This is a genomic window from Pseudoxanthomonas sp. CF385, assembly GCF_900104255.1.
Taxonomy (GTDB): Bacteria; Pseudomonadota; Gammaproteobacteria; order Xanthomonadales; family Xanthomonadaceae; genus Pseudoxanthomonas_A.
Map to the genome: position 1 here is coordinate 1,753,924 of NZ_FNKZ01000001.1, position 18,977 is coordinate 1,772,900.

17 protein-coding genes and 1 tRNA gene are annotated in these 18,977 nt (G+C 69.1%); 7 read left to right on the forward strand and 11 right to left on the reverse strand.

What is annotated here, in order from left to right; all coding sequences use genetic code 11:
• The first annotated feature begins 84 nt into the window (after positions 1-84).
• The gene (locus BLT45_RS08145; protein ID WP_093297268.1) at positions 85-774 is read left to right on the forward strand and encodes a hypothetical protein; all 690 of its coding nucleotides are present in this window, start codon (positions 85-87) and stop codon (positions 772-774) included.
• Between the two features lie 3 nt (positions 775-777).
• Here the strand turns inward: BLT45_RS08145 and BLT45_RS08150 are convergent, their stop codons facing one another.
• Positions 778-1,332 carry a response regulator transcription factor gene (locus tag BLT45_RS08150; protein WP_093297271.1) on the reverse strand — a complete coding sequence of 185 codons (555 nt, stop codon included), beginning with the start codon at positions 1,330-1,332 and terminating at the stop codon, positions 778-780.
• A gap of 13 nt (positions 1,333-1,345) precedes the next feature.
• Positions 1,346-2,569, reverse strand: coding sequence for an ATP-binding protein (locus BLT45_RS08155; RefSeq protein WP_175455809.1), 1,224 nt, complete (start codon positions 2,567-2,569; stop codon positions 1,346-1,348).
• Positions 2,570-2,664: 95 nt separating this feature from the next.
• Between BLT45_RS08155 and ispG the strand changes: the two genes are divergently transcribed.
• Together ispG and BLT45_RS08165 are read left to right on the forward strand one after the other, a co-directional pair.
• Entirely contained in the window at positions 2,665-3,930 is a 1,266-nt protein-coding gene (gene ispG, locus BLT45_RS08160; protein WP_093297276.1) for a flavodoxin-dependent (E)-4-hydroxy-3-methylbut-2-enyl-diphosphate synthase, read from the forward strand.
• Between the two features lie 4 nt (positions 3,931-3,934).
• On the forward strand, positions 3,935-4,609 hold the full coding sequence (locus BLT45_RS08165; protein ID WP_093298728.1) for a phosphatase PAP2 family protein: 675 nt from the start codon (positions 3,935-3,937) through the stop codon (positions 4,607-4,609).
• A 96-nt stretch (positions 4,610-4,705) separates the two neighbouring features.
• Here the strand turns inward: BLT45_RS08165 and BLT45_RS08170 are convergent, their stop codons facing one another.
• Together BLT45_RS08170 and BLT45_RS08175 are read right to left on the reverse strand one after the other, a co-directional pair.
• Positions 4,706-5,317 carry a hypothetical protein gene (locus tag BLT45_RS08170; RefSeq protein WP_093297278.1) on the reverse strand — a complete coding sequence of 204 codons (612 nt, stop codon included), beginning with the start codon at positions 5,315-5,317 and terminating at the stop codon, positions 4,706-4,708.
• A gap of 52 nt (positions 5,318-5,369) precedes the next feature.
• A complete protein-coding gene (locus BLT45_RS08175; protein ID WP_093297280.1) occupies positions 5,370-6,785 on the reverse strand; it encodes a pectin acetylesterase-family hydrolase in 1,416 nt (471 codons plus the stop codon).
• Positions 6,786-7,172: 387 nt separating this feature from the next.
• Between BLT45_RS08175 and BLT45_RS08180 the strand changes: the two genes are divergently transcribed.
• Positions 7,173-8,114, forward strand: coding sequence for a DedA family protein/thiosulfate sulfurtransferase GlpE (locus BLT45_RS08180; RefSeq protein WP_093298731.1), 942 nt, complete (start codon positions 7,173-7,175; stop codon positions 8,112-8,114).
• A gap of 13 nt (positions 8,115-8,127) precedes the next feature.
• Here BLT45_RS08180 and BLT45_RS18105 read toward each other — a convergent pair whose 3' ends face one another.
• Complete coding sequence (locus tag BLT45_RS18105) at positions 8,128-9,024, reverse strand: GGDEF domain-containing protein (protein ID WP_175455762.1); 897 nt, start codon at positions 9,022-9,024, stop codon at positions 8,128-8,130.
• 94 nt (positions 9,025-9,118) lie between these two features.
• Here BLT45_RS18105 and BLT45_RS08195 point away from each other — a divergent pair, with 94 nt between their 5' ends.
• Positions 9,119-11,860, forward strand: coding sequence for a serine/threonine-protein kinase (locus BLT45_RS08195; protein WP_175455763.1), 2,742 nt, complete (start codon positions 9,119-9,121; stop codon positions 11,858-11,860).
• A 12-nt stretch (positions 11,861-11,872) separates the two neighbouring features.
• Here BLT45_RS08195 and BLT45_RS08200 read toward each other — a convergent pair whose 3' ends face one another.
• The 6 genes from BLT45_RS08200 to BLT45_RS08225 all read right to left on the reverse strand — a co-directional run bounded on the left by BLT45_RS08200 (position 11,873) and on the right by BLT45_RS08225 (position 17,160).
• On the reverse strand, positions 11,873-12,781 hold the full coding sequence (locus BLT45_RS08200) for a DMT family transporter (RefSeq protein ID WP_254771810.1): 909 nt from the start codon (positions 12,779-12,781) through the stop codon (positions 11,873-11,875).
• A gap of 14 nt (positions 12,782-12,795) precedes the next feature.
• On the reverse strand, positions 12,796-13,836 hold the full coding sequence (murB, locus tag BLT45_RS08205) for a UDP-N-acetylmuramate dehydrogenase (RefSeq protein ID WP_093297284.1): 1,041 nt from the start codon (positions 13,834-13,836) through the stop codon (positions 12,796-12,798).
• The gene (locus tag BLT45_RS08210; protein ID WP_093297286.1) at positions 13,833-14,888 is read right to left on the reverse strand and encodes a quinone-dependent dihydroorotate dehydrogenase; all 1,056 of its coding nucleotides are present in this window, start codon (positions 14,886-14,888) and stop codon (positions 13,833-13,835) included. The genes murB and BLT45_RS08210 overlap by 4 nt, the downstream gene beginning before the upstream one ends.
• 14 nt (positions 14,889-14,902) lie before the next feature.
• The gene (locus BLT45_RS08215; RefSeq protein WP_093297289.1) at positions 14,903-15,181 is read right to left on the reverse strand and encodes a DUF4190 domain-containing protein; all 279 of its coding nucleotides are present in this window, start codon (positions 15,179-15,181) and stop codon (positions 14,903-14,905) included.
• 149 nt (positions 15,182-15,330) lie between these two features.
• On the reverse strand, positions 15,331-16,863 hold the full coding sequence (locus BLT45_RS08220) for an L-piperidine-6-carboxylate dehydrogenase (RefSeq protein WP_093297291.1): 1,533 nt from the start codon (positions 16,861-16,863) through the stop codon (positions 15,331-15,333).
• A 220-nt stretch (positions 16,864-17,083) separates the two neighbouring features.
• Positions 17,084-17,160: transfer RNA gene (locus BLT45_RS08225), tRNA-Arg, on the reverse strand.
• A 141-nt stretch (positions 17,161-17,301) separates the two neighbouring features.
• Here BLT45_RS08225 and BLT45_RS08230 point away from each other — a divergent pair.
• Positions 17,302-18,420: a hypothetical protein gene (locus BLT45_RS08230; RefSeq protein ID WP_139187965.1), complete on the forward strand. Its 1,119-nt coding sequence runs from the start codon at positions 17,302-17,304 to the stop codon at positions 18,418-18,420.
• Positions 18,417-18,887 (forward strand): GNAT family N-acetyltransferase, encoded by a 471-nt coding sequence (locus tag BLT45_RS08235; protein ID WP_254771811.1) that lies wholly within the window; start codon positions 18,417-18,419, stop codon positions 18,885-18,887. The genes BLT45_RS08230 and BLT45_RS08235 overlap by 4 nt, the downstream gene beginning before the upstream one ends.
• Positions 18,888-18,977 lie beyond the last annotated feature (90 nt).

The window sequence follows — 18,977 nt, forward strand, 5'->3', positions numbered from 1 at the left end:
CAGGCGGGTCGGCGCGGTCTTCGCGCCGGCCTTCCCCGTGTTGGTTACGATGCCCCCCATCGCGATCCGCCGAAGGAGCACCGCATGCGGGGTCTGGATTTCAGTTCGTGGCAAGGCCTGCTGACCACGCTGGCGGGCCTGGCGCTGATCACGCTGATCGGCGTGGGCATCCGCTTGCTGGTCATGCAGACCGTGCAGGAGCGGCGCGCGCGGGAGAACCGGCAGATCAACGAGCGCCTGCGCACGCTGATCGCGGCCTACAAGACGCTCGGCGGCTCTTTCACCGGGAATCTCAACGTGGACCCCACCCACCTGCGCGAGCTGCGCCAGCGCGCGCGCGATGAAGGCCTCGAGGAGGCGGAGACCGGCAGCGATCGTGCGCGCCGCATCCGCGACGCGGTGGAAGCCGCGTTGTCGGACATCATCCTGCTGGGCACCGATGAACAGGTCAGGCTCGCGGCCGAGGCCGCCCGTGATCTTGCCGCCGGCAAGCCGATCCACACGCACGCGCTGGTGGTGTCGCTGCGCGATTTCATCCGCGGCGTACTGGACCTGGAGCCGGTCCCGTCCGATCTGGCGATCCCGCGCCAGGGGCCGGCGCGTCCGGCGCCCAACGCGAAGGGCAAGGGCGAGGGCGGGAAGGGCGAGGATCGCCAGGGCGGCGCGCGCGGCGGTGGCGGTGCCGGCGGCATGGGCGCCGGGATGGGGGCGGGCGCCGGCATGGGCCTGGGCGCCGGGCTGGCGGTGGATCCGGACCGCGATCCACCGGGTTGACGGCTACTCGTCGATCCAGCGGCGTTCGGGACCCGGGCGCTTGGCCAGCTTGCGCTGCAGCGAACGCCGGTGCATGCCCAGCAGGCGCGCGGCGGCGGAGATGTTGCCTTCGGTTTCGGCCAGGGCCTGCTGGATGTGCTCCCACTCCAGCCGGCTGAGCGGCGTCATGGTGTCCTCGGCGGCATCGGCATCGTCGACGGGCGTGGTCGGCGCTTCCAGGCCGAGCGCGCGCAGGATCGTCGGCACCGTGGCCGGCTTGGGCAGGTAGTCGTCCGCCCCGCGCTTGATCGACTCCACCGCCGTGGCCACGCTGGCGTAGCCGGTGACGAGCAGGATCTGCATGTCGGTACGGATGCCGCGCAGTGGTTCGATCAGGGCCAACCCGGAATCGCTGCCGAGCTTGAGGTCGACCAGAGCGAAATCCGGCTGGAACTCGCGTGCGCGCGCCAACGCGCTGGGCGCGTCCAGCGCGATCTGGGTCTCGATGCCCTTGCGCGCCAGGCTGCGCTGCAGCGTGCGGGCATAGAGTTCGTCGTCGTCGACCAGCAGGCCTTTCATCCGGAACCTCGCGTCAGGGTGTCTCGTCGTGGCCTGCCACCGGCAGGCGGAATTGCACCTGCACGCCCTTGGGCGGCACGGCGCGCATGGTCATGCGTCCGCCCAGCCGCTCGATCGTGGCATGCGACAGGGCCAGGCCCACGCCCATGCCCTCGGGCTTGCTGGTGCGGAAGAGTTGTTCGGACTGGAACGGCAGCGCTTCGTGGAAGCCGTTGCCGTAATCGCGCACCGTGCCGACCAGTTCGTCGTCCTCGCAGCGCAGATCCAGGTCCACGCGCTGCGAACCGGCCTGCCGGCTGGCATCGGCCGCGTTGTTGAGCAGCGCCTGCAGCAGGTGGCCGGTGGAGGCATCGGTCGCCAGCCACGGCGGCAGGGCACCGGTGCGCTGCAGCTCCACCGTCGGACGGATCAGCTGCCAGCGCTGCACCACGTCGTCCAGGTCCACGCGCTGGCGCACGCCCATGTCGGCCGAGGCGGCGAGCGCCCGCACGCGGTCGCGGCACAGGTCGATCAGCTGGCGCATCGTGCCGGCGTCCTCGCGGATGTCCGGTTCGCTCGCATGCTCGCGGATGTCCTCGGTGAGCAGCGTCATCGTCGCGAGCGGCGTGTTGAGCTCGTGCGCCACGGCCGCGGCATGCGTAGCCAGCGCGACGATGCCTTCGTTGCGGGCGAAGCGCTCGCGCAGGCGCGCCAGTTCCTGTTCGCGCAGGCGTAGCGCGGCGACCAGGCGCGTGGAGAAGTACAGCACCACGCCGGCGGACAGCACGAAGTTCACCGCCATGCCCCACAGGTGCACGTTGAAATTGTTGCCGTGCAGGTGCGGCAGCGGGCGGCCGAACACCGCAGTCAGTACGTAGCCCAGCAGCGAGGCCACGCCCGTGGCCAGCACCCAGCGCAGCGGCAGCGCCAGCGAGGAGACCGCGATCAGCAGCAGGAACATGGAACTGAACGGATTGCCGATGCCGCCGCTCCAGGCCACCAGCCACGACAGCACGGCCACGTCGACCAGCATGTGGGCGAAGGCTTCGGCGGGGGTCTCTTCACCGGGGTGGCGGCTGCGCCAGGAGGCGTAGACGTTGAACAGCGCCAGCGCTGCGATGCCGCCCCACAGCGGCCAGCGGGGCAGGGCGATCCCCAGCGGCCCCAGGGCGACCAGCACCGTCACCGCCTGGCCCACGATCGCCACCCAGCGCAGGTTGCACAGGGTACGCAGGAACGACGGCGTGGTGGTCAGCAGGGTATTCGGCATCGGTACATGCTAGAGCAAGCGCGCGCGACGGGCCTGCGGCATGACGTCGCAGGGCGGCGGGGCGCCCACGCTACAATGGCGCCATGCACGACGCCGTCACCCGCCCCACGCCCCCCACCGACGCCGCGCCCTGGCCGCGCCGCATCACCCAGGCCGTCCAGATCGGCAACGCCGTCGTCGGCGGCGGCCGCCCGGTGGTGGTGCAGTCGATGACCAACACCGACACCGCCGACATCGCCGGCAGCGTGAAGCAGGTCGCCGAACTCTGGCGCGCCGGCTCGGAAATGGTCCGGCTGACCGTCAACAACCCCGAATCCGCCGCCGCCATCCCGCGCATCCGCGAGAAGCTCGAGATGATGGGCATCTCGGTGCCGCTGATCGGCGACTTCCACTACAACGGCCACCAGCTGCTCGCCGGCGAGCCGGCCTGCGCCGAAGCGCTGGCCAAGTACCGCATCAACCCGGGCAATGTCGGCTTCGGCAAGAAGCGGGACACCCAGTTCGCCCAGCTCATCGAGTTCGCGATCCGCTACGGCAAGCCGGTACGCATCGGCGCCAACTGGGGTTCGCTGGACCAGTCGCTGGCCGCGCAGCTGATGGACGAGAACCACACGCGGGAGACGCCGTGGGACGCGGGCCGCGTACTGCGCGAGGCGCTGATCCGCTCGGCGGTGGATTCGGCCGAACGTGCCGTCGAGATCGGCCTGCCGCGCGACCGCATCGTGCTGTCGGCCAAGGTCAGCGGCGTGCAGGAATTGATCGCGGTCTACCGCGACATGGCCAGCCGCACCGACTTCGCCCTGCACCTGGGGTTGACCGAGGCCGGCATCGGCAGCAAGGGCATCGTCGCCTCGAGCGCCGCATTGTCGGTGCTGCTGCAGGAAGGCATCGGCGACACCATCCGCATTTCGCTGACGCCCGAGCCCGGCCAGTCGCGCACGCAGGAAGTCATCGTCGCGCAGGAACTGCTGCAGACCACCGGTCTGCGCGCGTTCACGCCGATGGTCACCGCGTGTCCCGGCTGCGGTCGCACCACCTCCGAGTTCTTCCAGGAACTGGCGAAAGTCGTGCAGGAACACGTGCGCGGCAAGATGCCAGAGTGGAAGGTCACCCATCCCGGTGCGGAGACCATGACGCTGGCCGTGATGGGCTGCGTGGTGAACGGGCCGGGCGAATCGCGCCACGCCAACATCGGCATTTCCCTGCCGGGGACCGGCGAGGCCCCAGCGGCGCCGGTGTTCGTCGATGGCGAGAAGAAGGTGACGCTGCGCGGCGAGAATATCGCCCACGAGTTCGTCGCCCTGATCGACGAATACGTCGAGGCCAAGTACGCGCGTGTCACCGGCTGACAGGCTGGTCCAGGGCGGTCGCTTCATCGCCAGCCTGCTGCGCGAGCATGGCGGCCGCCTGGTCCTGTTGTTCCTGTGCGTGCTGGCGCCGCTGTGGCTGTTCGTCGAACTCGCCGACGAAGTCCACGAACTGGAAGTCTTCTATTTCGACGATCCGCTGCTGTGGCGCGCCCATGCGCTGGCAGGCCCGGCGCTGGACCGCTTCTTCATCTTCGTCTCCGCGATCGGCTACCAGTGGGGCGTGGTGCCCGTCGATATCGCGCTGACGATCGGCCTGCTGGTCGCACGGCGCTGGCGCGAAGCCACGTTCGCAGGCGTCTCCCTCGGCGGTTCGGCGCTGCTCAACATGGCGACGAAGCAGTTCTTCCAGCGGAACCGGCCCACGCTGTGGGAATCCATCGCGCCCGAACACACCTTCAGCTTCCCGAGCGGGCACGCGATGGGCTCGGCCACGCTGGCGATGGTCGTGCTGCTGCTGTGCTGGCACACCCGCGCCCGTTGGCCGGTCGCCGCGCTCGCCGCGCTGTTCGCGCTGACGGTCGGTGCCTCGCGCATCTACCTGGGCGTGCATTACCCGTCCGACATCCTCGGCGGCTGGACGGCCGGTATCGCCTGGGTGTCCGGCGTCTATCTGGTGCTGTACCGCATCCGCGAGCGGCCCTGGCAGGTCAGAGGCTAGAAGGCTGTGGGAGCGACGTGAGTCGCGATGGACGACCTGTAAAGCCTCGTCGCGACTTACGTCGCTCCCACACCTGTTTCCACGTGCGCCAGTTCTTCAGGGCGCGTACGCCCGCTCGCGTTCTTCCTGCAGCCGCTGCCGCAGATACTGGTCGCGGGTCAGGCCGGCGGGCACCGATGTCATCGCCATCACTTCGGCCACCACCTGCGCCTCACGCGTCTTGTAGGCCTGGAAGCGGGGATCGTTGGCCTGCTGCGCGGCGAAGGCCGCCATGCGCCGGTCGGCATGGTTGCGGTAACGGTCGGCGATGGCGGCGACCTCTTCCACTTGCCGCGCGGGATCGTCCACCGTCGCCTTCACCAGGGCGGTGCGCAGCAACAGCGCTTCGCCGGCGGACAGGCCGCCGGCCGCTTCATATGCGTCGATCTGGCGAGTCAGCGCATCGGCGCGCTCGCTACGCTCCACGGCACCCAGGGAGGCGGCACGTGCGAAGAAGTCCTTCGCGTCGGCTTCGAAGTGTTGCCGATCACGGTGCGCCTGGGCCTGTGGCGTCGCCTGCAACGACGCCAACGTAGGCGAGGTCGTGTCGAGGGCTGCGGAGGATGGCCGTGTCGCGTCCGACGACGCGCCCGCATCCCCGCGCGTCCACCAGAGCACGGCGGCGGCGAAGACCAGGCAGGGCACCAGCAGCGTCAGCACCTTCTTCATACACGGTTTCCTGGACACCGGGACCGTCGCAGGACGGTCCCGGGCGTGGACATCAACCCATCAACTGGTCGACCAGCCAGTACAGCAGGTTGAACGGCTTGGCCTTGTCGGCCTTGTCGTCCTGTTCGCTGGCATCGATCACCTTGCCCTGTCCGTCGAGCACGCTGTCGATGAAGTGCTTCAGTTCCAGGTTCTGCGCCTGCACGTCGGCGTTCTTGAAGTCGACGATGGTGGTGCAGTGGCTCTCGTTGAGCGCGCGGTATTGCGGGAAGTAGCCGCCTACGTTGTTCAAGCCGTTCAGACGGTCGCGCAAGCGTGCCGTGTCGGTGTTCCAGCGCGCATGGATGCGGGCTTCCTTCGTGGCCTGGTCCGGCGCATTGGCGATGTCCGGATAGAAGCGCTCGTACGAGTACGAGGAGTAGTTCAGGTCCTTCCAGAAATGCGTATGGCCGAGGCGGTCGTTCGCATACTTGCTGGACAGCGCCGGGTACAGGCTGCCGAGTTCATTGAGGTCGAACTGCGGCAGTCCGCTGGCGAGGTAGGGCAGCGGGCCATTCGGCTGATCCAGGCCCCAGGCGCTGCGGATGAGCGCCATCAGCGGTTGCGAGGGATAGTCGACCGGGTTGCCGTTCTTCGGGGTGGGGAAGATCGGGCCGGAATCGTCGATCAGGAAGCTGCGCGTGGGCGCCAGGTCGCGGCGCAACGGGTGGTAGCTGGTCAGGCTGCCGGCGCCGCCGGCGCTGCAGCCGGTGGACAGCATCTGGGTGGGCCGCGGCAGGTTGTCCTTCAGCCAGCTCACGACCGCACGCGTGTTGCGTGCGCCGTTGTGGTGCCACACCAGCGGCGCGGCCTGTCCTGTCGGGTCGTTGTAGACCGCGACGCGGTCGCCGCTGTAGATGTCGCCGGTGCAATAGGGCACGTAGACCATGTTCCAGCCCTGCGTCTTCACCGCATCGAACGGCGAGACGCGGGTGACGAACGGGCTGACCAGGCTCGCGCCGGGATTCAGCAGGCTCATGTAGTCGTCGGGGATGCCATTCGGGTTGCGTGCGCCGCGGATACCGCTCTGGCCGCTGCAACTGGCGTAGTCCCAGCAGGCACCGCCGCCTTCCATGTAGATGATGGTGTTGCGGGTGTCGGCCACGCGATTGACGAAGAACTTGAACGGCGAGCCGTCGCCGCAGACCGCACCGGTGGACGGCGCCAGTTGGATGGTCTGCCACGCGTCGTAGCGGCCGGGCTGGAATCCGTCGTTGAAGCCGGCGGGATTTGCCAGCAACGGGTAGGTACCGGTGCGTTGCGCGGGGGTGACCTTGTTGTCGGCCTTGGGCGGCGACACCAGGTTCACCAGGGTTTGCCAGAAGCTGTAATCGCCTTCCTCGGCCTTCAGGGGCGCCGCCACCATCAGGGTGAGGCCGGCGGTGGCCAGGACGAGGGACAGGCGGGCGGGTCGTACGGGTGCAACCATGATCGGATCCTCCGGCGAGAAGTCTGTGGACGTTCAACGGGATGGACTGCCTTGGCGTGCGGCACGCGTGGGGGCGGCGACCGTACAGCGGCGCATGGTCGGCCCGTACCGCGGCGAAGGGATTAAGCCGGCGTGAGGGGCGCGGCTTTGGCTGCCGCTGCCCCCTCGATTGGCCGGAATGCCCCCCTTCCGAAGCGCTCCGCGACCCCTGGGGGCCGCCCCGGATCATGCAGCGCAGCAGAGGTGACGCGCGGGCGGGTGGTACAGGCGTGCGCGATGCGGCCGGGCAACGGATCGTTGCAGGCCCACCGCTTGCCGGCGCTGCGCGCGGGGTCGAACATGCCGACGCACGCCGCGGGACGCAGCGTGGACCTCACGGGGATCGCAATGCAGGAACTGGTCGACCGATACGGCGTGCTGCTGGTGTTCGTCAACGTGCTGGCGTTGTCGCTCGGCTTGCCCGTGCCCGCGTTGCCCACGCTGATCCTGGTCGGCGCCGGACTGGCGCTGCAGGCCGATCCGCTGTGGCTGCCGCTGGCCGGCGTGCTCGGCGTGTCGGTGCTGGCCAGCCTGATCGGCGACAGCGTCTGGTTCTACGCGGGCCGCCGCTACGGCAACCGCACGCTGCAGTCGCTCTGCCGGCTGTCGCTGTCGCGCGACACGTGCATGAAGCGCACCGAGCGCTTCTACGGGCGTTTCGGGATCCGCATCCTGTCGGTGGCGAAGTTCATCCCCGGCCTGTCGATGGTCTCCGTGCCGCTGGCCGGCGCGATGCAGGCGCGCCTGCCCGGCTTCCTGCGTTACGACGGGCTGGGTGCCGCGTTGTGGGCCGCGCTGGGGCTGGGCCTGGGCGTGGTGTTCGCCCACCAGGTGGAGTCGGTGATCGAGGCGCTGTCGCAACTCGGCACCGGCGCGGTCGTCGTGATCGTTGCGGCGCTGGTGGCCTATGTCGGGTGGCGCTGGTGGCGCCGTCGCACGTTGCTGAAGTCGCTGGAAGCCTCTCGCATCGATGTCGCGGGCCTGGACGCACTGGTGCGCGCGGGCCAGCCGCCGGTGGTGTTCGACATCCGCGCGCCCGGCTTCCGCGATGTGGACCCGTACGTGATTCCCGGTGCGATCTTCGCGGACGAACGCCGTCTCGACGGCATCCTGGCCGCATATTCACGCGAAGGGAAGATCGTCATCTACTGCGCATGCCCGGACGAAGTATCGGCGGCCTGGATGGCGGCGCGCCTGCGCGAGGCGGGGTTCCGCGACGTGCTGCCGCTGCGCGGGGGCATCGATGCGTGGCGTGCGGCGGGCTACGGCGTGGACAGGCTCGGCGGCTGAGTCGGCCCGCGGGTCAGGGCTCGATGCAGACCCGGTTGCGGCCTTCGCTCTTGGCGCGGTACAGCGCGGCATCGGCCCCGGCCATCATCCGGCTGCAGGTATCGCGCTCCGGCGTCAGCGAGGCGATGCCGATGCTCACGGTGATGCGTTGCGCTTCGCCACCGGGCCGGAACACCACGGCTTCTACCGCTTCGCGCAGGCGTTCGGCGAAGCCGTAGGCGGCATCGGCGTCGCATTCGGGCAGCAGCACGGCGAATTCCTCGCCGCCGATGCGCGCGGCGGCATCGTCGTTGCGCACGTGCCGGCGCACCAGGCCCGCGATCTGCTTCAGTACATGGTCGCCGGAAATATGGCCGTAGCGGTCGTTGATCGGCTTGAACAGGTCCACGTCGATGATGCACATCGTCAGCGCGCGGTGGTGGCGCATGGCGCGCGCGATCTCCTTGTCCACGGTTTCGATGAAGTGCCGCCGGTTGTACATCTCCGTCAGCGCGTCGTGGGTGGCCAGCTGGTAGATCTCTTCGTGGTAGTGCGCTTCCACGCTGCTGTGGCTGATGAACTTGAGGACGCTCTCGCCCAGCGTCAGGTGGTCGCCGTCCACAAGCGCCGCTTCCTGCACCGCCGCATCGTTCAGGCGCGTGGTGTTGGTCGCGCCCAGGTCGCGGACACGGTAGGTGTCGCCATCGCGCCAGATCTCGCAGTGCAGGCGCGACACGCTGTTGTGCGGGATATGGAGGTCGGCTTCCTGCGAACGGCCGACGACCACCCGCTGGTCGCCGATGTCCGCCCGCCGGCCCAGGCCTTCGCCCTGGATCACCACCACGCAGGCGGAGCGGGGCGACAGCGGGCGAGGGCCGTCGCTGAGGACGGTCCGTAGCGTGGTATGCGGGTCGTGGGGGTCCCGGGACATGCGAGCGCAGAGGGCGGATGCGTCCGGAAGTGTACCGGATCGGCCGGCGGCGGCAGGCTCCGGTACCATGGCGTCGCCCACCGGGGATAGTGGCATGACATCGCAACCGTACGACGACCTCGCGCCCACCGAGCAACTGGCCACGCGCCTGCAGGACGCGCCCACCGCGCCCGACGGTACGCTCGCGCCCGGCGCGCGGCTGGGCCACTACCGCATCGAAGGCCTGCTTGGCCGCGGTGGCATGGGCGAGGTCTATCGCGCCGCGCAGCTGGAGCCGGTCCGCCGCGAGGTGGCGCTGAAGCTGCTGCGCGCGCAGAAACTCCAGGCCCGCCATCTGGCCCATTTCGAAGTCGAGCGGCAGGTGCTGGCGCAGATGCGCCACCCCGCGATCGCGCAGATCTACGACGCCGGCGCCACCGAAGAAGGCTTCCCGTTCTTCGCGATGGAGCTGATCGAGGGCAGCCCCATCACGCGCTACTGCCGTGAGCAGCGGCTGTCGCTGGACGAACGCGTCGCGCTGTTCATCCGCGTCTGCGAAGGCGTGCAGCACGCGCACCACAAGGGTGTGGTGCATCGCGACCTGAAGCCGGGCAACCTGCTGGTCGACACGCTCGACGGCCGTCCCGTGCCGAAGATCATCGACTTCGGCATCGCGATGGCGGCCTCGCTGGCCGGCGAAGCGGCGCTCGAGCGCGCAGGCACGCCCGAATACATGAGCCCGGAGCAGGCGCATGGCGACGCGCACCAGGTCGATACGCGCAGCGACGTCTACTCGCTCGGCGTGGTGCTGTACGAACTGATCGCCGGCGTGCGTCCCGATGCGGTAGGGGAAACCTGGGCCGCGGACACGCCTACGGCCGTGGCGCCCTCGTCGCGGCTGGCGTCGCTGCCGGCCGAGCAGGCGCGGCAGGTCGCTGACGAGCGCCGGCTGTCGACGGCCGGCATGCGCGAGCGCCTGCGCGGGGATCTGGACTGGATCGTCCTGAAGGCGATGCAGCACGACCGCGACGCGCGCTACGGATCGGTCGCGGCGCTCGCGGACGACCTGCAGCGCTATCTCGACGGCCGCGTGGTCGGCGCCGTGCCGCCGAGCCGTGGCTACGCGGCCCGCAAGTTCCTTCGCCGTCATCGGACCGCGACGGCGGCTGCTGCGGTCGTGCTGCTGGCGCTGTTCGCCGGGCTGGGCCTGTCGCTCTACGGCCTGCAGCAGGCGCGCGCGCAGCGCGCCGTGGCGGAGTCGCGCAGCGCGGAACTGGAGAAGGTCGCCGCCTTCCAGCAATCGATGCTGGAAGGCATCGACATCGAGACGATGGGCGTGGGTCTGTCGGAGGGGCTGGTGCGGCAGGTGGCCAGCGTGGATCCGGGTGCGTCGGTCGCGTTCGGCGCGACGCTGGCGAAAGCCAGCACCGGCGACCTGGCCCGCGACCTGGTGGATCGCCAACTGCTGGCCAACGCCGAGAATGCCATCGCGCGCGACTTCGCCGACCAGCCGGACGTCGCCGCCAGCCTGCGCGAATCCGTGGCGCGGGTGTATGCCGCCATCGGCCGCTACGACAAGGCGGCGGAGCATTTCGGCCGGGTCGCCGAGCACCGCGCCGCCACCCTCGGCGACGGTGCGCCGGAGACGCTGCGCGCACGCAACGAGCAGGTGCAGGCGCTGCTGGAAGGCGCCCACATCGACCAGGCCGACGTCGTGCTGCAGAAGGCGCTGCCCCGGGCCTTCGCGTTGCCGGAGAACGATCGCGTGCGGGTCAAGCTGGAACTGGCGCAGGCGCAGGTCATTTCCGCGCGTGGCGACCGTCCGCGGGCCAAGGGCGTCGTGCAGGCGGTCCAGGAGCGTTTGCTCGCCAGTGCCGGTGAACGCGACCCCGCCGCGCTCGAAGCGACCAACAACCTCGCCGCCGTGCAGCGCAGCCTGGGCGAACTGCCCGAGGCGCGCGCCAACATGGAGAAGGTGGTCGCGCTGCGCACGGCCACGCTGGGACCGGACGACGAGGAAACCCTGTCCGCGATGGGCAACCTGGCCGTGCTGCGGATCATGAACCGCGAACGGGACGAGGCGATCGCGATGCAGCGCGACCTCACCCAGCGTTACACGCGCAAGTTCGGCAGCGAGCATCCCACCACGCTGCAGGCGCGCAGCACGCTGGCCACGATGATGATCGACGGCGGCGACCGGAAAGCGGTGAAGGCCGCGCTTCCGGCGTTGCAGGAAGTGCTCGCCGCGCGCGAACGCGTGCTGGGTCGCGACCATCCGCAGACGGTGCGCACCCGCCTGAACCTGGCGACGGCCTACGCCAAACTCGACGATTTCGCCGCCGCCCTGCCGCTGGAAGAGCAGGTGATCACGGCACGCAGCCGCGCGCTCGGCCCCGGGCATCCGGACACGCTGTCGATCCTCGTCAACCATGCGGGCACGTTGCTCAATGCCGGCCAGGCGGAAGCGGCGCTGCGCCTGTTGGGCGACGTGCAGCCGCTGGCGCTGAAGACGCTGGGCGAGAAGCACCCGCAGGCGCAGATCACCATGGTCATCCGTGCCGAAGCGCTGCGCGTGTTGGGTCGTACGGCGGAAGCCGTGCCGGAGTACCAGCGGCTGTTCGAACTTCGCCGGCGCGTGCTGGGCGAGACCGATCTGGAAACGCGCATTGCGGCCTGGAACCTGATCGACACGTACCACGAACTGGGACGCAAGGCGGACGCCGAGCCGCTGTATCGGCAGTATGTCGCGCCGCTGCTGGCAGCGGATCCGAAGACGCTGGACGATGACGACGCCCGTTTCGCCGAGCTCTATCGCGAAGGCAAGCGTCCCGGCAAGCAGCCCACCAAGCGGGGCTGAGCGGACCTGGCGTCATTCGCCGGGCTTGGCCGCCGCGCTGGGCGCTTCGGAGGCGGCGCGACGGGCCAGTACGGCCTCGCGATGCGCGATGTAGGCATTGGCGCCGAAGATGATGCCGGCACCGACCAGCGTCCAGGCGTCGAGCGATTCGTCGAACAGCAGCCAGCCGAACAGGGCGACCACCGGCAACTGCATGAAGCTGATCGGCGTCAGCGCCGAGACTTCACCCAGCTTGAGCGCGCGCGTCCACAGCATGTGGCCGCCGGTGCCGAGCACGCCGGCGGCGACCACCCAGACCCAGGTGATGCCTTGCGGCCATTCCCACACGGCCAGCGCGGGGAACAGCGACATCGGCACCCACAGCAGGGTGGTGTAGATGACGATGCGGTCGGCCGGTTCGGTGTTGGACAGTTGCTTGATCTGGATGGCGACCAGCGCGCTCATCACCGCGGCAAGCACCGCGATCAGCGCATCCACCGTGAATTCGGTGGTGCCCGGCCGCACGATCACCAGCACGCCGATGAAGCCGAGCCCCACTGCCGTCCAGCGGCGCGCACGCACCTGCTCGTTGAGCATCGCCGCGGCGGCGAGGGTGACGAACAGCGGTGTGGAGTACGACAGCGACACGGCCTGCGCCAGCGGCAGGTGGCCGATCGCCCAGAAGCCGGCCAGCATCGAGCAGATGCCGATCAGGCAGCGGAACAGGTAGCGCGGGAATTGGGTGGTCTTCAGGAATCCCGGGCCATGCCGCAGGATCAGCGGCGCGGCGGCGAGCAGGCCGAAGAAATTGCGGAAGAAGGCGATCTCGAACGTGTGCAGGGTCGCCGAGGCGAGTCGGATCGCCACCACCATCAGGGCGAACAGCACCGTGCTGCCCAGCATCAGCGAGGCGGCGCGGAAGTGGGCGGGAACGGTGGGCATAGGAGGTGCGGCGGCTACCAGCGCGCGCCGATGATCTTCGGTTCGGGCTCGATCGCGACGCCGAAGCGTGCGTGCACCGAGTCGGCGATGCGCCGCGCGATCGAGAGCAGCTGCGCGCCCGTGGCCAGTCCATGGTTCACCAGCACCAGCGCGTGCGCGGCGGACACGCCGGCATCGCCGTCGCGATGGCCCTTCCACCCGCAGGCCTCGATCATCCACGCGGCGGACAGCTTGCGGTTGTGCTCGGCATCGCCGCGGAACACGGGCAGGGTGGGGTAGTCGACCTGCAGCGCGTCGGCCTGCGCCTGCGAGAGGATGGGGTTCTTGAAGAAGCTGCCGGCATTGCCGACGACCGCCGGGTCCGGCAGCTTGCGCTGGCGGATGCGGACGACGGCGTCGCCCACGTCGCGTGCGGTCGGCGCGCCGACGCCCATCGCGACCAGTTCCTCACGGATGCCGGCGTAATCCAGGCGCAGTTGCGGCGTGCGCGGCAGCACGAACTCCACCGCCGTCACCAGGTAGCGGTCCGCTTCACGCTTGAAGACGCTGTCGCGATAGGCGAACGCGCAGGCCTCGCGGTCCAGCCGCACCATCGTGCCGCTGCGGCGGTCGAGCGCTTCGACCACGCTGATGAACTCGCCGACTTCGGTTCCGTACGCGCCGATGTTCTGGATCGGCGATGCGCCCGCGGTGCCGGGGATCAGCGCCAGGTTCTCGAGGCCGCACAGGCCCTGTTCCAGCGTCCACATCACCAGCGGATGCCACGCGACGCCGGCATCGGCGCGTACCCGCGCCTGCTGGCCATCGTCGGACAGCAGCTGCAGCCCACGCGTGGCCATCGTGATGACGGCGCCCGGCGCATCGCCGGCGAACAGCAGGTTGCTGCCACCGCCGATCACCAGACTGTCGCTGCCGACGACCTGCGGCAGCGCAAGGACGTCGGCCAGGGCCGAGGCGTCGTCCACTTCGATCAGCCACGGCGCCATCGCCGGCACGCCGAACGTGTTGCGGTCCCGCAGGGACGCATTGGCGGTGAGGCGGTACCCCTGGGTCATTCGGGTGCTACCGGCCCACGGCTCGGCGCTTCGCGGCGACGGCGGATCGCTTCCACGCATTCGCGGACCAGCTCCGGTCCGCGGTAGACCAGACCGGTGTAGCACTGCACGAGCGACGCGCCGGCGGACATCTTCGCCACCGCATCGGCCCCGGACAGGATGCCGCCCACGCCGATCAGCGGGATCGTGTCCGGCAGGCGCGTGCGCATGCGGCGCAGCACCAGGGTGGCCTGGCCCATCAGCGGCGCGCCGGACAGGCCGCCGGTCTCGCGTGCGTGCCGGTGCTCCTGCACGCTCAGGCGCGAGACCGTGGTGTTGGTGGCGATCACGCCGTCCACCTGCATGTCGCCCAGTACACGGGCGACCGCGTCGATGTCGCTGTCGGTCAGGTCGGGCGCGATCTTCACCAGCATCGGCACGCGCTTGCCGTGCTGGGCCGCCAGGTCTTCCTGAGCGTCGCGCAGCGTGCCGATCAGCTGGCGCAGCGCCTGTTCTTCCTGCAGTTCGCGCAGGCCGGCCGTGTTGGGCGACGATATGTTGATGGTGATGTAGTCGGCCAGCCGGTAGATGCGCTCGAGGCAGTACAGGTAGTCGGACGCAGCGCGCTCGTTGGAGGTGTCCTTGTTCTTGCCGATGTTGATGCCGAGCAGGCCGCGGTCGCGGCGCGCGGCTTCGACGTTGCGCACGAGCGCATCGACGCCTTCGTTGTTGAAGCCCAGCCGGTTGATGACGGCCTGGTGCTGCGGCAGGCGGAACATGCGCGGTTTCGGATTGCCCGCCTGCGGCTTGGGCGTGACCGTGCCGATTTCGACGAAGCCGAAGCCCAGGGCGAACAGCGCATCGATGTGCGCGCCGTTCTTGTCCATGCCGGCGGCCAGGCCCACCGGGTTCGGGAAGGTCAGCCCCATCACCTTGGTCGGCATCGGCGTGATCGGCCGGGCCACCAGCGGCGTGGTGCCGGTGCGGTAGGAGACGTCGAGGGCCTTCAGACCCAGGCCGTGGGCGGTTTCGGCATCCAGGCCGAACAGGAAAGGTCGGGCGAGGGGATACATGGACGCGGGCGGGCTCAGTTCAGCGTCGCCAGCCAGGCCAGCCCGCCCAGGAACATGAAGATCACCACCAGGCCCACGATCCACACCAGCGCCGACAGCCAGCCCAGGATCAGGCCGCCGATGGCCAGGCCGTCGCCATCCAAGGCGCCCGCGCTGCGGCGGATCTCGCCGCGCGCCATGTGGCCGGTGACGATGGCGACGAGCGTGCCGATGAAGGGCAGCAGCGTCCAACCGAGGATGCCGGAGACGAGGCTGGCGATGGCGAGGCTGCTGGTGGTGCGGGCTTGGTTCATCAGGAGCTCCGTGCAGGGGTCAGGGAGGCGCGATGGCGCTGGATCGGGCCGGCGCAAACACGCGCGCCACCCCGGAGGGTGGCGCGATTATCCCAGAACGCGAGGCCCCGCGGGGCCGCCGGCACGCATGCGCACCGGTCGCGACGACCTCAGAGGTCGAACTTGATGCCCTGCGCCAGCGGCAGCGAGTCGGAGTAGTTGATCGTGTTGGTCTGACGGCGCATGTAGACCTTCCACGCATCCGAACCGGACTCACGACCGCCACCGGTCTCCTTTTCGCCACCGAACGCACCGCCGATTTCCGCGCCGCTGGTGCCGATGTTGACGTTGGCGATGCCGCAATCGCTGCCGGCCGCCGACAGGAACTGCTCGGCCGCCTTGAGGTTCTGGGTGAAGATCGACGACGACAGGCCCTGCGGCACGGCGTTCTGCATGTCGATGGCTTCGTCGAGGGTCTTGTACTTCATCACGTACAGGATCGGCGCGAAGGTCTCGTGCTGCACGACTTCATCGGAATTCTTCAGGCCGGTGACGATCGCCGGCAGGACGAAGTTGCCCGGGCGGTCGATCGAAGTACCGCCGGTCTCGACGGTGCCGCCGCTGGCCTTGGCCTTGGCGATGGAGTCCAGGAACTGCTGCACGGCGCCCTGGCTGTTGAGCGGGCCCATCAGGTTGGCCGGGTCGGTCGGGTCGCCGATCTTGCCTTCCACCTGCTTGTACGCCTTCACCAGCGTGGCCAGCACGTTGTCGTAGATGGACTCGTGCACGATCAGGCGGCGCGTGGTCGTGCAGCGCTGGCCGGCGGTGCCGACGGCGCCGAACACGATGCCCGGCACGGCCAGCTTCAGGTCGGCGGTTTCGTCCAGGATGATGGCGTTGTTGCCGCCCAGCTCCAGCAGGCTGCGGCCCATGCGGCGGGCGACGCGCTCGCCGACGGTGCGGCCGACCTGGGTGGAACCGGTGAAGCTGATCAGCGGGATGCGCTTGTCGTCGACGAACTGCTGCGCCAGCTCGACGCCGGCGTCGTTGATCAGGAAGAAGATGTCCGGGAAGCCGCCGGCCTTCAGCGCGTCGTTGCAGATCTTCATGCTGGCGATCGCGGTCAGCGGCGTCTTGTTGGACGGCTTCCAGATGCAGATATCGCCGCAGATCGCGGCCAGGAACGAGTTCCACGCCCACACGGCGACCGGGAAATTGAACGCGCTGATGATGCCGACCAGGCCCAGCGGCTGGTACTGCTCGTACATGCGGTGGCCGGGGCGCTCGGAGTGCATGGTGTAGCCGTACAGCATGCGGCTCTGGCCCACGGCGAAGTCGGCGATGTCGATCATCTCCTGCACTTCGCCATCGCCCTCGGGCTTGCTCTTGCCCATTTCCAGCGCGACCAGCGAACCCAGCGCGTCCTTGTGCTTGCGGAGCGCTTCGCCGCACAGGCGCACGGCTTCGCCACGGCGCGGGGCCGGGGTGGTGCGCCAGATCTTGAACGCGGCCTGGGCACGGGCGACGACCTTCTCGTAATCGGCCTGGCTGCTGGCATGGACCTCGGCGATCACCTCGTTGGTGGTCGGGTTGATCGACTGCAGCAGGCCGGCGTCCGTGGTCGTGGACCACTCGCCGCTGCCGAGGTAGGTGCCGGAGTTGGTGCTGGCAAGGCCGAGGGCCTTGAGAAGGTCTGCGGGCATGAAGTGCTCCAGGGATCGAATGCAGGGGATGCGGCCGAAGGGGTGCATCGCGGGGGCATGATTCTACCAGAGCGGCCGCGGCCGACCTGCTGGAAACCCTGTGTATTTCAATCGGTTACGGCGCCGTTGATTCGCTGTCGGCGTCTGTTCGGATTGCCGAGCCGGAACTGGCGTTGTCGGCGATCTGCCGATGCGGCGCGGAGCCCGCAAGACGAGGGAGTGGTGGCCCCGACACGATTCGAACGTGCGACCTGTCCCTTAGGAGGGGACCGCTCTATCCAGCTGAGCTACGGGGCCAAGACGGCGGAAGGATAGCGCATGGCCGCGACGCCTCCCAGAAATCCAACGCCACTGCGATGCGGAGGGACGCGTTTTGCGTTACATCTTGTCCGACACCGGGGATGGGGGCGATGCATGCGGCGATGGGGGATGGTCCTGATGATGGTGCTGCTGGCCGGGTGTTCGGAGCGCCCTGACGGCATGCCGGGTCCCAATCCTGGTCTGTTCGCCGGTTTCAAGGAAGGCTGCCCGGACCTGCGGGGCACCTACACCTTCAACCACGCCGAGGGGCGTCGGCAGCGGTTCCTCGGCAAGGCGATGGAAGGCGCGCTGGACCGGGTGCCCGATCGCTATGGCGTCTGGAGCATCGACGCCATCGACGAGGAGCGGATCGTCCTCAGCAGCTGGAGCAGCACGGAAGACACGCACGAGGCGTTCGAGGAATGGCGTCGCGAAGAGCCGTACCAGTACGCCCTGTGGGCCGGATCGCTGGTGGCGCGCCAGGCCGTGGGTGGGCTGCGCCTGGAGCGTGATCCCCGCAAGGTGCGCGTGCCGCCGCCGATGCTGACGCAGCGACTCACCACCTCGATCAGCAACATGGCCTATGCCTGCGAGAAAGGATGGGTGGTCTTCAGCGGCGACGAGCTCCCGTCTTCCGATCATATGGACCTTGGCGAAGTCAGGATGACGCGGGCCCAGGACGGGGGCCTGGTGGCGGTCGTGCGCTACAAGGTCCAGCAGAGCTTATCTGTCTGGTGCGGCGACAGCTGCAAACCCGACATCGATCTGGGGGAAGGCGAGCGCGAGTACTGGTGGCACGCCGCACCCGCGCCGGCCGCCGAGATCGCGCCGATCGACTGGGCGAAGTGGGTGGCCAACGACGATCGGCCGCTGGCGGTGCGTGAGATGTACCAGGACGGCGTCTTCATGCCGTACCAGACCCAGGAGCAGCGGGACGCCCGCCTGCTGGCCAAGAAATACCTCAGCGGCGCCATGGACGAAGTACCGGCCCCCGCGCCCGACGCCAGCGTCGCGATGTGTGCCCCGCTGATCCGAAAACTGGGCGAGCACGTGGGCGGGCTGCTGGATATCACCCGCGTGCACTGCACCGCGCGGCGCTGCACGCTGGAAGGTCGCGCCGACACGCGATCCCTGGTGTCCGATGCCATGCGGGCGATGGACCATGGCGGCGTCAAGGGCGTGGACCTGGCGGTGCTCGAACAGGCGCGCGCGGGACAGCGCTTCGTCTTGAACCTGGACCACGACTGCGCCGAATGAGCCTGGACGCCATGGACCTCCGCCTCGACGACCTCCGCCATCCCGCCGTGATCGCGCTGCTGAAGGAACACCTGGACTGGATGCATCGCATCTCGCCGCCCGAAAGCGTGCATGCGCTCGATCTGGACGCGCTGCGACGCCCCGACATCACCTTCTGGACGCTCTGGGACGGCGAAGCGCTGGCGGGCTGCGGTGCGCTGCGCGAACTGGCGCAAGGGCAGGGCGAAGTGAAGTCGATGCGCACGGCGCAGACACACCTGCGGCGTGGGGTAGCGGCGCGGATGCTTGGGCACATCCTGGCCGAGGCGCGCCGACGCGGATACGCGCGCCTCAGTCTCGAGACCGGCTCGATGGACTACTTCGCGCCGGCGCGCGCGCTGTACGCACGTGCCGGCTTCCGTGTCTGCGGGCCGTTCGGCGATTACGTGGACGACCCGAACAGCGTCTTCATGACCCGCACGTTGTAAGCGCGACGGATTGGTTTCAGTTGCATCCAACTGAAATCATTGGCTTTGTTGCGTCGCAACGCTTGACAGCCCCCGGGGGTGCCGTGGTTT